This window comes from Halomarina oriensis (assembly GCF_009791395.1).
Taxonomy (GTDB): Archaea; Halobacteriota; Halobacteria; order Halobacteriales; family Haloarculaceae; genus Halomarina; species Halomarina oriensis.
Window position 1 is genome coordinate 111,086 of sequence record NZ_WSZK01000007.1, and the last position, 13,214, is coordinate 124,299.

Here is a 13,214-nt window from a genome sequence, read left to right on the forward strand (position 1 = left end):
GCTCACTCCCGGCCGCGTGTGACGGTCAACTCGGCCGTCTCGCCCTCGCAGTGGAAGACGAACTCACCGGGTTCGACGCGCTCGTAGTCCCGTCCGTGGACGGCGAGACGTTCGACGGGAACCGTCGTCGAGAGCGTCGTCGACTCGCCCGCGGCGAGCGTCGCCCGTGCGACCCCGACGTGCTGTCGGGCCGGAGTGACGCGCGAACTGACGACGTCCTCGACGAAGAGGTCGACCGACCGTTCTCCGTCGCGGTCGCCGACGTTCTCGACGGTCACCTCGGCGGTGACCGTCCCCGCCGGCCCGACGGACGACTGCGACAGCGAGAACGCCCGTACCTCGAACTCCGTGTAGCTCAGGCCGTGTCCGAACGCGAACAGCGGGTCGTAGGAGTCCGGGTGTTCGTCGGCCCCGATGGGTGTCGGGTGTCGGAGGTAGTCGAACCGTGTCGGCAGGTGACCCGTCGAACGGGGGACGGAGATGGGGAGGCGACCGCTCGGGTCGTGCCGGCCGAACAGCGTCTCGGCGACGGCCGTCCCGCCGTCCATGCCGGGGTAGTACGCCATGAGGATTCCGGGGACGTGCTCGGCGGCCCACGGTATCGACAGCGGGCGGCCCGAGACCAGCACGAGGACGGTGGGTGTTCCGGTCGCCTGCACCGCTTCGAGGAGCGTTCGTTGTGCGTCGGGCAGGTCGAGTTCGGTCCGGGTCGGGAACTCGCCGGTCGGTCGGTTCATCGCCTGTGGGCCGAACTCGTGGAGATACCAGTCCTCGCCGAGGACGACCACGGCGGCGTCGGCGTCCTCGGCGGCACTCGCGGCCGCGGCGACGTCTCTCTCCTCGGTGACGCCCGCACCGGGTTCGTAGCTCACGCGCTCCTCGCCGACGACGTCGGCGATGCCCTCCCGGATAGTGATGCCCGTGAGGTCCGAGTCGTCCATGACGCTCCACCCGCCGAACTGGTGGTGCAGGTCGTCTGCGTTCGGCCCCGTGACGAGCACCTCGCTCGACTCGTCGAGCGGGAGAACGTCGTCGTTCTTCAGGAGCGTCATCGACTCGCGGGCCGCGTCGAGCGCCGCCTCGCGGTGTTCGTCGGCCGCGAGCGTGTCGGACACCGCCGACTCGTCGACGTACGGGTCCTCGAACAGCCCCAGCGTCGCCTTCAGTTCGAGGACGCGACGAACGCTCTCGTCGACGCGGCGCTCGGAGAGTTCCTCGGCGTCCACCAGTTCGCGGAGTTCGACGGCGTACGCCGGCCCGCCGACCGAGACGAGGTCGAGACCGGCGGTGAACGACTGTCGAGCGGCCATCGTCCGGTCGGCGGCCGTCCGGTGGTACTGGTGGAGGTGGTCGACCCCGCCCCAGTCGGAGGTGACCACGCCGTCGAAGCCGCACTCCTCGCGGAGCAGGCCCGTCAGGAACCGCTCGGAGCCGTGGACCGGTTCGCCGTCGAGGGCGTTGTAACACGGCATGACGACGTCGACACCCTCGTCGAGGAGACGCTCGAACTGCGGGAGGAACGTCCGTCGGAACGTCGACTCGGAGACGTCGACGACGGAGGCGTCCTCGCCCCGACTCGGCTGGCCGTACGCCGGGAAGTGCTTGGCCGTCACGCCGAGCGTGGGGTCGTCGTCGTCACCGCGGAGGCCACGCGCTTCGGCGGCGGCGAGTTCACCACAGAGGTACGAACTCTCGCCGTAGGTCTCGAACACGCGCCCCCAGCGCTGGTCGCGGGCGACGTCGGCGGTCGGCCCGTAGTTCAGCGACGCGCCGGTCGCGGCCGTCTCCGCGCCCGTGACCGCACCGCCTCGCTCGACGAGGTCGGGGTTCCGTGTCGCTGCCATCCCGAGGTTGTGCGGGAACACGGTCGCACCGTCGATGTACGCGTGACCGTGGACCGCGTCGACCGGGACGAGCAGCGGAATCCCGAGTCGCGTCTCCTCGACGGCGACCCGCTGGAGTCGGTTGGCCGTCTCGGCGGCCACCGTCGGGTCGTCGCGGGTCGAGATGCCGATGCCGAACGGGGAGACCGCTCCGACGTGGTCGTCGACGATCTCCGAGGTGGCGTCCTCGACCGTCTTCTCCTCGCCCATCTTCCCGACGTACGTGCCGACGAGTTGACCGAGCTTCTCGTCCAGTGTCATCTCGTCGAGCAGGTCGTCGATGTCTACGGCGGAGACCGTCGGCGACGGCCGCTCGCCTGGTGGCGTCGAACCCATCTCCACCCACTTCGGAGACCACCGTGTTAGGTGCTGTGTACGACCCACCCGGTCACCTCGGGCGTCGACCACGGCCACGTATTTATCCCGGCCGCGAGAACACGAGGCCATGGCGACATCGGTGGACTGGCGACGCCTCGCCCTCCTCGTGGTGGTCGTTCTCGCGGGCTGTGGGAGCGTGCCGCCACGCGAGTCACCGCCGGCACCGTCGCTGACGCCCGCATCGGTCCCGACCGACGACCCTAGCGCCGCCTACCCGCCCGGCCTCTCTCCGGACCGCATCGACCGACCGGTCGCGTTGGCGGCGGCACACGACCAGGCGCTCGCGGGCGAGTCGTTCACGATGGTGACGCGGACGCGAGTCGACTTCGAGAACGGGACACGACTGCTGGACGTGACGCGACGCCGGTCGGTCGGGGCGAACCGCGACCGCTGGCTCGTGACCCGGAGCTACGAGGAGACACACCCGAGCCTCGGCATCGGGGACCGCATCCGGACCGAGAGCTGGTACAACCGGTCGTACACCTTCCAGCGGGTCCGGACGCCGAACGGGACGACGTACTCGGGGCCGGTGCCGACGCCACCGACGGGGCCGCTGACGGACAGTCATCGGCTCTCGCTCGTCTACGGGAGTGCTTCGGCCCCCGACACCACCGTCGGGAACGGGACAGTGGTGCTTCGGACGACGACGCCGCCGGCGACGGACCGGCTGACGGACATCGGCCTCGAACGTGTCTCGTCGTGGCGGTTCACCGCCACGCTCGGTGAGGACGGTGGCGTCCAGGCGTACCGAGTGTCGTTCACGGGGACGCTCCCGTACCGGGACGGCGTCGTCGTCTCGGGTACGACGACGGTCCGGTTCGTCGGGGTCGGGGAGACCCCGGTCGTCAGGCCCGACTGGCTGGCCGACGCCCGAGCGGCAGCAGCGAACGAGACGACCGCGAGCGTGTCGTACCGACCCGTCTGTGACCGGCTCCCCTACCGGTATCGCTGTACGAACTCGTCGGCGTAGTCCAGTGTCTCGTACGTGTCGGGGCGCTGTTCGACCTCGTAGACCAGCCAGTCGACGTCGTGTGTGCGGACGGCCTCGACCACCGCCTCGACGTCGAGGTCGCCACGACCGACCTCGACCGGGTCGCCAGTCTCGGCGTCGTAGTCCTTCAGGTGCGCGATGTCGATCCGGTCGGCGTACTGCTCGAACACGGCGAGCGGGTCGTGGCCGGCCGCACCGGCCCACCCGAGGTCGAGTTCGAAGCCGACGTCGGGAGCGGCTTCGAGGAGCGTCTCGACGGCGGGGCGTCCGTCGAGGTCGACGAACTCCTGATCGTGGTTGTGGTAGTGCAACGAGAGACCGTGGTCGTCGAGGCGCTCGGCGGCGTCCGTGAGTCGTGCCGCCGCCGCCTCGACGCTCGCTCGTTCCTCGAACACCGACGGGTCGAGCCACGGGACGACGACGGCCGAGCAGTCGACGGTTCGGCAGGCCGAGACGACGGCGTCGAGGTCCTCCTCCAGGTCGTCGAGGCCGGCGTGCGTGCCGGCCGCGGCGAGACCGTTCGTCTCCAGGGCCGTCGCAACCGCCTCACTCTCCTCCGGGTCGGTCGGGAGCCCGGCGAACTCGACGCCGTCGAACGTCGTCTCGCCGACGTGGTCGAGGACGGCCGGGAGCGCGTCCTCGACGGCGTGCAGGCTGTAGAGCTGGAAGCCAAATCGTGTCACATCGTCACGCAGGAGCGTCGGGGAGATAACTCCCGGTGGTGGCCGGGTCCGGGTCGACGCCTGTTCCGTCTCTCTGTCGCGGTCGGCCGGGTCACTCCCGCTCGTGACGCTCGACGGCCGCGGCGAACTCGTCGGTCGACTCGTGCCACGCCGCGACGACGGCGTCGTCGTTCTCGCTGTCCCACGGGTCGACGGCGTCGTGGTCGTCCAGCCACCCGACGGTCCGACGGACGCCCTCCTCCAGCGGAATCGAGTAGGTGAACCCGAGGTCACGTCGCGCCTTCGCGTTGTCGAACACCGCCGAGTACTGGAAGTGCTTGTCGAGCATCCCGGTCCGCTCGGGCACCGCGTCGAACAGCTGTTCGGTCGGGACGTGGACGAGGTCCGGTTCCGGCGCGTCGAGCGCCCTCGCCACGCGCCGGTGGTACTGGTTCCACGTGATGGCCTCCTCGCCGGTGACGTGGTAGGCCTCGCCGTCGGCGTCGCGGTTCCCGACCGCTCCGACGAACGCGCGGGCCACGTCGTCGCGGTGACACGACGCCCACAGCGAGGTGCCGTCACCGTGGACGACGATGGGCTTCCCCTCCCGAATCCGGTCGACGTAGTACGACCCGGTGCCGAGCGTGTGGCGCATCGTCTCGCCCTCGCCGTAGGTGTCCCACGGCCGGAGGACCGTGGTGGCGAACGCCTCGCCGTGGGCGTCGAAGAACACGTCCTCGGCGGCGGCCTTCTCCCGGCCGTACTCGCTGACCGGCGGTGACCGGGCGGCGGACTCCGTGACGGGGTTTCGCTCCGGTGGGCGGTGGTAGACGTCGACGGTCGAGCAGAAGACGTACTGCTCGACGTCGCCAGCGAACGTCTCGACGGCGTGGCGGGCCTGCTCGGGCGTGAAACAGACCATGTCGACGACGCAGTCGACGTCGAGGCCGGTGACCGTCTCGGCGAACGCGTCGTGGTCGTCGCGGTCGGCGTGGACGAACTCGACCGCACTCGGGAGCGACGCGCTCGTCTCCCCGCGGGTGAGACAGGTGACGTCGTGACCCGCCGCGACGAGGCCGCGAGTGATGCCGGTGCTGATGAGGCCGGTGCCGCCGATGACGAGGACGTGCATGACCCGTCGTTCGGGACGCCGCGGGTTAACCGTGGCCCCGTCGGCCCCGGACTCGCGGCTGGCAGGACCCGGTCCGTCCTCGCTCGGTCAGATGTCGCTCAGCCGTCGCTCGGTTCGGGCGTCAACTCGCCGTCGTCGACCAGCGACTCGAACGGGTTGTCGTCGACGTCGAGCGGCAGTTCCACCCGGCCACGGCGTCTGACCGACTCGTAGCCACCGAAGATTATCTCGGCCGTGTTCAGCCCGATGCGACCGGCCAGCGGCGATTCGGCGCCGCTTTCGAGTGACTCGACGACGCTCGCGACCGAACGGTCCTGCAGTACGGACCCGTAGCGCCCCTCGTCGGCGGGCGTCCCGTGCATGGTCTCGCCACCGACGTCGACGGCCTCCCGAGTCCCGCCACGGTCGAGTTCGAGCATCGGGCCGTCGTGGACGTCGATACGAATCGTCCCGTCGGTCCCCTCCAGGGCGAGTGCGGCCCCGACGAGCGACGACCCCTCGCCGGTCGAGAGGACGCCGTGGACGCCGTTCTCGTAGCGCCACTGCGCCCACATCTGGTTCTCCTGGTGGGCACCGAATCGGACGTCCTCCTCGCGGTAGTCCAGTTGGGCGATGACCCACTCCGCCGACCGCTCGTCGTTGAACATGCCGGCGAGGTCGACGGTGTGTGCGCCGGTGTCGTAGAAATCTCCCCACCCGATTTCGACGCGACGGAGCGCCCCGACGTCGCCGTCGTCGAGGAGACGCTTGGCCTCGGTGAACACCCGTCCGAACCGGCGTTGGCGGTTGAACGTCAGTTGGACGCCCCGCCGCCAGCAGGTCTGGACCATCCGCTGGGCGCTCGCCCACGTGTCGGCCATCGGCTTCTCGCAGTGAATCGCCTCGACGACGCCGCTGGTCGCACAGCCGACGACGATGGGTTCGTGAATCGCCGGCGGGACACAGACCGAGACGACGTCGGGTTCGACCGCCGCGAGCAACTCCCGGTAGTCCTCGAAGACACGGTCGGCCGCGAGGTCGAAGTGGTCGGCGAACGCTCGCCCGTTCTCGGGGACGACGTCCGCACACGCGACGAGGCGGCAGTGCTCGTCGTTGCGGTACGCTTCCGCGTGGCGATACCCCATGGCGAACCCCTCAACCGTGGGGTTCGCCGGGTCCGGTCCCGTGCCGATGACTGCGACGGTGTACTCACTCATCCGTTGCGCGAAAGGTCGGACCACCAGTACCATAGCGGTTGTGACCCCGACCGACCTCAGGACCACCGCTCGACCCGTCCGGCGTGGTAGTTACGACGAGACGGACGGACCGGTACTCCGGAGAACGGTCCGAACCAACGGGCGGTGTCCCGTCCCACGGGTCGCGTGAGGGGCGTCTCACACTGGGGCGAACCTCCTCGGTGACGTCGCGTGTGGTGTCGACACGTACCAAGAAGTTAAGTCACACCCGCCTGAAGAGGCGGACAGCGTGCAGGCTGCGTCTCGCCTTTCAGGTGAACCCACATCGCCATCGGGTACGAGCGCAAACCCCTTGTGAGCCTGCACGCTGAACCCGCCGACCGTCGTCGCGGCACGCCGTACGGCAGTAGAAACTGCACCGGTGGTACCGTTCGTCCCGGGGGTGTGGTAGAGCAACTGACTCTGGTCGTTCGAGATGGAGTAGAGAACTACCCTGCGGTGAGACCGAGCCAGAGATTCCAGAGATCCCTGTCTGTCATCTCACGATGTGCTTCAGTCGACAGTATCGGGGTGGATGGGCAACTGTCCGAATACACGTTTGAAAAAACGATAGATTAATCTATTCATAGATTCAAGTGGAGGTCGAGAGTGTTCTGAATGAACGTCATCGAAACCACGGGACTGACGAAGTACTACGGGGAGGTACGAGGCGTCGAGGACCTATCGCTTTCCGTCGGGAAGGGCGAGGTGTTCGGCTTTCTCGGCCCGAACGGGGCGGGGAAGACGACCACGATTCGTACCCTGATGGGGTTCCAGTCGCCCACCGAGGGGACCGCAACGGTCCTCGGCGCGGACATCACGGACGCCGCCGCGCTCCGGGACGCACGAGGGCGTATCGGCTACCTGCCGAGCGAACCGGGGTTCGACGAGAACGTCACCGGTCGGCGGCTCTTGGAGTACCACGGCTCGCTCCGTGGTGACGTCCGCAGCGAGGAGCTACTGGAGCTGTTCGACCCGCCGCTCGACCGGAAGGTCGGCCAGTACTCCCGCGGGAACAAGCAGATGCTGGCCATCGTCATGGCGTTCATGCACGACCCGGACCTCGTCGTCATGGACGAACCGACCTCGGGACTCGACCCTCTGAAACAGGACCAGTTCCTGGAGTTCATCCGCGCCGAGCAGGAGCGCGGGAAGACCTTTTTCTTCTCCTCGCACATCCTCAGCGAGGTCCGGAAGGTGTGTGACCGCATCGGCATCATCCGCAACGGTCATCTCGTCGAACTGGAGAACGTCGAGTCGCTGCTCGACCGCACCGGCAAGGTCGTCCGAGCCAACGTCGGCGGAGCCGTGACCGCCGAAGAGTTCGCCATCGAAGGTGCACACGACGTCACCGTCAGCGGTGAGTCCGCCGAGGGGGCCGCCCCTGTCACCACCGAATCAGATGGTGGTGGTGAGGACAGTACGACCGTCTCGTTCACCTACACGGGACCGTACCAGCCGCTGCTCCGCCACCTGCTGAACTACGACCTGCTCGAGCTCGCCATCGAGGAAGCGCCGCTCGAAGACATCTTCATGCGCTTCTACGGCGACCACGACGCCGAGGCGGTGGTCGAACGCGTCGAGAACGGCCGAACCGATGGACACGACGGCCACGAAGAGACCGACAGCCGCAACGCCGAGGCCGCCGATGTTTGAGACCGCTCGGTTCGAGTCCAGACAGCGACTCACCGGCTCGACCGTCGTCGCGCTCGGTCTGTCGGCGTTCGCCGCGATGATGGTCCTCATCGCCCCCGGCCTCCTCGACGAGTTCGACGTCGAGGCACTCACCGAGACGTTCCCGCCAGCGCTCGTCGAGGCGATGCAGCTCGACGTCATCGGGACCATCGAGGGGTTCATCGCGCTCGAACTGTACTGGTTCGGCTGGCTGCTCCTGCTGGCCATCTACGTCGCCTACAGCGCCGCGAGCGCCATCGCCGGTGACGTCGACGACGGCACGATGGACACGCTGCTCGCCGCGCCCGTCTCGCGCTGGCAGGTGCTCGGCGAGAAGTTCCTCTCGCTGCTCACGCCCATCCTCGTCGTCAACGTCGTCGTCCTCGTGGTCGTCTACGCGGGCACGCAGTTCGTCGACGAACCCATCGCGGCCGCCGACCTCGTCGCGGTCCACGCGCTGTCTATCCCGTACCTCCTCCTGTGGGGAGCGTTCGGGATGCTCGCCTCGGTGCTCGCCCCGCGACGCGTCGTCGCCGAGGGCGTCGCCGCCGGGGCAGTCGTCGCGACGTTCCTCGTCGAGACGGTCGCCGACGGCACCGACCTCGACTGGCTCGGCGTCGTCTCGCCGACGCGCTACTACGACCCGGTGACCATCCTCACCGCCAGCGAGTACGACTACACTGGCGCGGCCACCCTGCTCGTCGCCGCCGCCGTCCTGCTGCTCGCGAGCGCTGTGCTGTTCGCACGGAGGGACGTCCGATGAGCACGGAGGCCGGAACCGAGACCGTCGGTCGACAGGACCGACACACCGGGTCGATGCTCGACGTCGCCCGGTTCGAGGGCGAGCGACGGCTCCCGATGACGGGCGTTCTCGCCGTCGTCTTCGCGCTGTTCGGCGCGATGTTCGTCGCGCTCGCCCCCGACATCGTCTCGACGGGCGCGTACGACGACATCATCGAGGCGATGCCCCCGGCGATGGTCGCGCTGGTCGGCTTCGAGAACTTCAGCTCCATCGCGGGCGTCATCAGCGGCGAGTTCTACACCTTCACGTGGGTCGTCGGTCTCGGCGCGTACCTCGCGTACAGCGCCGCCGGGAGCGTCGCGGGTGACCTTCGAAACGACCGCATGGACACCTTGCTGGCCGCGCCTCTCTCCCGGACGAACGTCCTGCTCGGGAAGTATCTCGGCCTGCTCGTCCCCATCGTCGTCCTGAACGTCGTGATTCCGCTCGTCATCTACGCCGGGTCCGTCCTCGTCGACGACCCAATCGCGCTCGCCGACCTCGCGGCGCTCCACGCGCTGTCGATACCGTACCTCCTCCTGTGGGCGGCGTTCGGCCTCCTGCTGGGCGTCGTCGTCCGCCGCGGACGAACCGCCGGACGCGCCGCACTCGGCGTCGTGCTCGCGATGTGGCTGCTCGAATCGTTCGTCACCAGCACGGACTTCGAGTGGCTGGGCGCGGTGTCCCCGATGCGCTACTTCGACCCGGCAGCAATTCTCGTCAACGGCGAGTACGGTCTCGAAGGCGCTGCGCTCCTGCTCGGCGTCGCCGTCGTGTTCGTCGCCCTGAGTCGCACCGTGTTCGTCCGGAGCGACTTATGAACCGAGCCGTTCTCGATGGGCGGTGGTCCGATTACGTCGCTCGTGGCGAACCGATAGCACGAGGGTCCGTCGACCCGAAGGTGGGCTGAATGCGGAGTTTCAGCGAATCGGAGCGGTCGCGCATCCACCGACAGATTCGGGAGACGGGCCGGAAGCTGTTCGCGCGCTACGGGCTTCGGAAGACGACCATCTCGGAACTCACGACCCCCGCCGGCATCGCCGCGAGCACGTTCTACCAGTTCTACGACTCGAAGGAGGAACTCTACCTCGAACTGCTCGAAGCGGAGGGTGAGGAGATAGCCGAACGCCTGTTGGCCGAGTCGTTCGAACGGTACGACGACCCCGAGCGGGCCATCGAAGCGTTCCTCCTCGCCGTGATGGAGGAGATCGAGACGAACCCGTTGGTCCACCAGCTCATGGTCGGGGACGACTTCGAACACCTCCGCGCGGAGTTCTCCGAGGAGGAGTGGGCCACCGAGCAGAACCGGGACATCGAGTACTACCTGCCGTACGTCGAGGCGTGGTTCGAGGCCGGTCGAATCGAGGGACCGTCACCCGAGGTGGTCGCACACGCGGTTCGGTCCCTGGCGTTCCTCACGCTCCACGAAGAGGACATCCCGATGTATCACGACGTCAAAGAAACGCTCGTCTCGGCCGTCGCGCGAGGGTTGGTGGCCGACTGATATCCTCTGCCCGGTCACCGATGTCGGCCACACGACGACGTCGAACTGGCCTCGGCAGAGCGACGTGGCCGCCAAGCGTGGAACCTCCGCGTACCGAGGCTCCGTGCCGCGGCCATTCCACCGTGAACAAACGACAACTTCCGATGAAGCACTCCGAACGGTGTAGCGGCACCTGTCTGTGTGGACTGGAGCGTTCCGGGGGCAGAAGCACGAGCAGTAGGTCGACCAACCCGACCGAGAGAGACTAGAGAAACGATAGAACGACCGATGACACGACCTACGACACCGTACGTTGCACCACTCGACACCGTCGGAACAGACGACGTCGCCACGGCTGGCGGAAAAGGAACGAACCTCGGCGAACTCGTCCGAGCGGGCCTTCCCGTTCCATCGGGATTCGTCGTCACGACCACCGCCTACGAGGCGTTCGTCGATACCCAAGCGATTCACGAGGCGATCGACCGTCTCGATTCTCTCGAGGGAACGAACACCGAGGCACTGACCGATGTCGCCAGCGAACTCCGCTCGTTGCTGAGAGAGCGGGCGTTCGCGACGGACGTCGAAGAGGCGGTCGACGAAGCACTCGAAATCGCCGGTCGGACAGCGGGCGGTACCTACGCGGTTCGTTCGTCGGCGACGGCGGAGGACCTCCCGAGCGCGTCGTTCGCAGGCCAGCACGACTCGTCTCTCGGCGTGGCTCCCGAAGACGTTCTCGGGCGCGTTCGGGACTGTATGGTGAGCCTGTTCACCGACCGGGCGGTCGCGTACCGCGTGCGTACCGGTATCTCACACGCCGATGTTTCGATGGCAGTCGTCGTCCAGGAGATGGTCGACGCCGACGCGGCGGGCGTACTGTTTACCGCGGACCCCGACAGCGGGAATCGAACGGTTGCGACGGTGGACGCGAGCTTCGGGCTTGGCGAGGCGGTCGTCGCGAGCGAGGTCACCCCGGATCACGCCCGAGTAGACAAGCGTACCGGAGAAATCATCGACTACGCAGTCGGCGAGAAGGAGTTCGCGACCCGCCCGAGCCGAGGAGGCACGAGCGACACCGAACGAGTCGAACTGTCCGCGGAGCAGCGAAGGGGACGAGTGCTCTCGGAGTCACAGCTTCGGACGCTCGTCGACCTCGGCAGCCGTATCGAGGCGCTGTTCGACGCCCCACAGGACATCGAGTGGGCAGTTTCGGACGGTGGGTTCCAGATAGTGCAGTCCCGGCCCATCACCTCGCTGTTCCCGTTACCCGACCCGATGCCGGCGGACGACCGCCTGCACGTCTATCTGAGTCTGGGTCACATGCAGGCGATGTCCGAAGCGATGCCGCCGCTGGTGCAGGACTTCTGGAAGACCTGGATGAGCGGCGTCATCTCGCAGTTCGGCTTCGGCCCGTTCTGGCCGACACCGGTGGTGACCGCCGGCAGCCGGATCTACATCGACCTCACCCCCGCACTCCGGGTCGAGCGGCTGCGCGACCCCCTGCTCGGAGTAATCGGTGCGGTGAGCGAACCGGCGGCGACGGGACTGCGCGAGTTGATCGACCGCCGCCCCGAGGCGTTCGAGCGCGAGGGACTCTCGCTTTCCTCGCTACCGGTGGTCGCCGGCACGACGCGACGGGTCGGCGGCCTCGCGGTTGCGGTCGCCCCGGCGTTCGCCGCCGGAGCACTCGACGCGTTCCAGGGGCCGCCGACGGTCGAGGACTTAGACGAGACGTGGGGTGCCTTCGCGGAGTCGTTCGTCCCGGACGGAGTGACGGCGGCGAACTCGCCCGGGGAGCGCGCTCGGGCGGTGTTCACGTTCGGGGACATCGAGTCGTTCATGGTCGCAGCGTATCCGAGGGCCATGCCGCTGTACCTCGCCTTCGGTATCGACACCTGGATGAACCGGGCGTTCACCGACGCCCCCGAGACGGTGAACAAGGTGGGGAGGGGCTTCGAGCGCGACGTCGTGACCCGAATCAACCTCGGGTTAGGCGACATCGCGGACGTCGCCCGCGAACACCCTGCCGTCGCCGAATCCCTACAGAACGGGGCCTCGCTCGAAGCGATCGCCGCCGTCGAGGGGGGCGAGGAGTTCGAAGCGGCCTTCGAGGCCTTCTTGGAGGACTTCGGCCACCGGGCGACGAGCGAACTCGACCTGAGCCGACCGCGCTGGCGCGAAGACCCGGCGACACTGCTCGGCACGGTCCGGGCGAATCTGGCGAACGAGGACGCTGGCGAGCACCGCGAGCGAGTACGCGAGCTAGCCGTCGAGGCGGAACGTGCCGCCGACGAACTCGAAGCACGGGCTGATCACGGACTCCTCGGGCCGGTCAGGAGACGTGTCGCTCGAAAACTCGTCGAGACCTACCGGAACACAATCTACAGCCGCGAGTACCCCAAACACTACGCCGCAGAGGGCTTCGCCATCTGGCGCGAGGCCCTGCTCGACAGCGGCCGTCACCTCGCGAGCGAGGGCGTTCTGGACCGTCCCGAGGACGTCTGGTTCCTGCGCAAGGAGGAACTGTTCGCCGCGCTCGACGGCGACCCCATCGAGGCCGATATCGAGGCTCGGCGGCGGGAGGTCGCCTTCTACGACACGCTCGACGAACCGCCGCTGCTCACGAGCGAGGGTGAGACGCCCCGTGGAGCGATCGATCGGACGGACGTTCCCGATGGAGCGCTTCTCGGCACCGGCGTTTCGACGGGCGTTGTCGAAGGGCCCGCGAGAGTGGTGCACGACCCGACCGAAGCGACCGTCGAGGGCGGCGAGATTCTCGTCGCGCCCTCGGCCGACCCGGGGTGGACGCCGTTGTTCCTCAACGCCGCAGGAATGGTCGTCGAGGTCGGCGGCCGCGTCAGCCACGGTGCGCTCGTCGCCAGGGAGTACGGCCTGCCAGCCGTGGTCTCCGTCCCGAACGCGACCGAGAAAATCAAAACCGGCCAGCGGATTCGGATCGACGGTTCGCGGGGCATCGTCGAGATACTCGACGACGAACGTGACGACTGACGACACCGCC

At 68.0% G+C, this 13,214-nt stretch carries 10 protein-coding genes; 6 read left to right on the top strand and 4 right to left on the bottom strand.

The window, feature by feature from the left end:
* Positions 1-2: 2 nt before the first annotated feature.
* Positions 3-2,219 carry a glycoside hydrolase family 3 N-terminal domain-containing protein gene (locus GQS65_RS03120; protein WP_158203211.1) on the bottom strand — a complete coding sequence of 739 codons (2,217 nt, stop codon included), beginning with the start codon at positions 2,217-2,219 and terminating at the stop codon, positions 3-5.
* 109 nt (positions 2,220-2,328) lie between these two features.
* On the opposite strand from GQS65_RS03120, the gene GQS65_RS03125 reads away from it, so the two are divergent.
* The gene (locus GQS65_RS03125) at positions 2,329-3,231 is read left to right on the top strand and encodes a DUF7537 family lipoprotein (protein ID WP_158203212.1); all 903 of its coding nucleotides are present in this window, start codon (positions 2,329-2,331) and stop codon (positions 3,229-3,231) included.
* Here GQS65_RS03125 and GQS65_RS03130 read toward each other — a convergent pair.
* The 3 genes from GQS65_RS03130 to GQS65_RS03140 form a co-directional block, all read right to left on the bottom strand.
* Complete coding sequence (locus tag GQS65_RS03130) at positions 3,198-3,935, bottom strand: sugar phosphate isomerase/epimerase family protein (RefSeq protein ID WP_199268392.1); 738 nt, start codon at positions 3,933-3,935, stop codon at positions 3,198-3,200. The genes GQS65_RS03125 and GQS65_RS03130 overlap by 34 nt on opposite strands.
* Positions 3,936-4,026: 91 nt before the next feature.
* On the bottom strand, positions 4,027-5,046 hold the full coding sequence (locus tag GQS65_RS03135; RefSeq protein ID WP_158203213.1) for an NAD-dependent epimerase/dehydratase family protein: 1,020 nt from the start codon (positions 5,044-5,046) through the stop codon (positions 4,027-4,029).
* Between the two features lie 98 nt (positions 5,047-5,144).
* Positions 5,145-6,242 carry a Gfo/Idh/MocA family protein gene (locus GQS65_RS03140; RefSeq protein WP_199268393.1) on the bottom strand — a complete coding sequence of 366 codons (1,098 nt, stop codon included), beginning with the start codon at positions 6,240-6,242 and terminating at the stop codon, positions 5,145-5,147.
* A gap of 636 nt (positions 6,243-6,878) precedes the next feature.
* Here GQS65_RS03140 and GQS65_RS03145 point away from each other — a divergent pair.
* The 5 genes from GQS65_RS03145 (at position 6,879) to GQS65_RS03165 (ending at position 13,204) form a co-directional block, all read left to right on the top strand.
* Positions 6,879-7,916: an ABC transporter ATP-binding protein gene (locus GQS65_RS03145; RefSeq protein ID WP_158203214.1), complete on the top strand. Its 1,038-nt coding sequence runs from the start codon at positions 6,879-6,881 to the stop codon at positions 7,914-7,916.
* Entirely contained in the window at positions 7,909-8,697 is a 789-nt protein-coding gene (locus GQS65_RS03150) for an ABC transporter permease subunit (protein ID WP_158203215.1), read from the top strand. Before GQS65_RS03145 ends, GQS65_RS03150 begins: the two co-directional genes overlap by 8 nt.
* Positions 8,694-9,536 (top strand): ABC transporter permease subunit, encoded by an 843-nt coding sequence (locus GQS65_RS03155; RefSeq protein ID WP_158203216.1) that lies wholly within the window; start codon positions 8,694-8,696, stop codon positions 9,534-9,536. Before GQS65_RS03150 ends, GQS65_RS03155 begins: the two co-directional genes overlap by 4 nt.
* A gap of 89 nt (positions 9,537-9,625) precedes the next feature.
* The gene (locus GQS65_RS03160) at positions 9,626-10,219 is read left to right on the top strand and encodes a TetR/AcrR family transcriptional regulator (RefSeq protein WP_158203217.1); all 594 of its coding nucleotides are present in this window, start codon (positions 9,626-9,628) and stop codon (positions 10,217-10,219) included.
* A 267-nt stretch (positions 10,220-10,486) separates the two neighbouring features.
* Positions 10,487-13,204 carry a PEP/pyruvate-binding domain-containing protein gene (locus GQS65_RS03165; RefSeq protein ID WP_158203218.1) on the top strand — a complete coding sequence of 906 codons (2,718 nt, stop codon included), beginning with the start codon at positions 10,487-10,489 and terminating at the stop codon, positions 13,202-13,204.
* Positions 13,205-13,214 lie beyond the last annotated feature (10 nt).

What these genes read in the sequence shown, in the direction of transcription:
- GQS65_RS03135 (WP_158203213.1), bottom strand. Translation starts at nt 5,046, where the DNA reads ATGCACGTCCTCGTCATCGGCGGCACCGGCCTCATCAGCACCGGCATC.
- GQS65_RS03120 (WP_158203211.1), bottom strand. Translation starts at nt 2,219, where the DNA reads ATGGGTTCGACGCCACCAGGCGAGCGGCCGTCGCCGACGGTCTCCGCC.
- GQS65_RS03140 (WP_199268393.1), bottom strand. Translation starts at nt 6,242, where the DNA reads ATGAGTGAGTACACCGTCGCAGTCATCGGCACGGGACCGGACCCGGCG.
- GQS65_RS03155 (WP_158203216.1), top strand. Translation starts at nt 8,694, where the DNA reads ATGAGCACGGAGGCCGGAACCGAGACCGTCGGTCGACAGGACCGACAC.
- GQS65_RS03150 (WP_158203215.1), top strand. Translation starts at nt 7,909, where the DNA reads ATGTTTGAGACCGCTCGGTTCGAGTCCAGACAGCGACTCACCGGCTCG.
- GQS65_RS03160 (WP_158203217.1), top strand. Translation starts at nt 9,626, where the DNA reads ATGCGGAGTTTCAGCGAATCGGAGCGGTCGCGCATCCACCGACAGATT.
- GQS65_RS03125 (WP_158203212.1), top strand. Translation starts at nt 2,329, where the DNA reads ATGGCGACATCGGTGGACTGGCGACGCCTCGCCCTCCTCGTGGTGGTC.
- GQS65_RS03165 (WP_158203218.1), top strand. Translation starts at nt 10,487, where the DNA reads ATGACACGACCTACGACACCGTACGTTGCACCACTCGACACCGTCGGA.
- GQS65_RS03145 (WP_158203214.1), top strand. Translation starts at nt 6,879, where the DNA reads ATGAACGTCATCGAAACCACGGGACTGACGAAGTACTACGGGGAGGTA.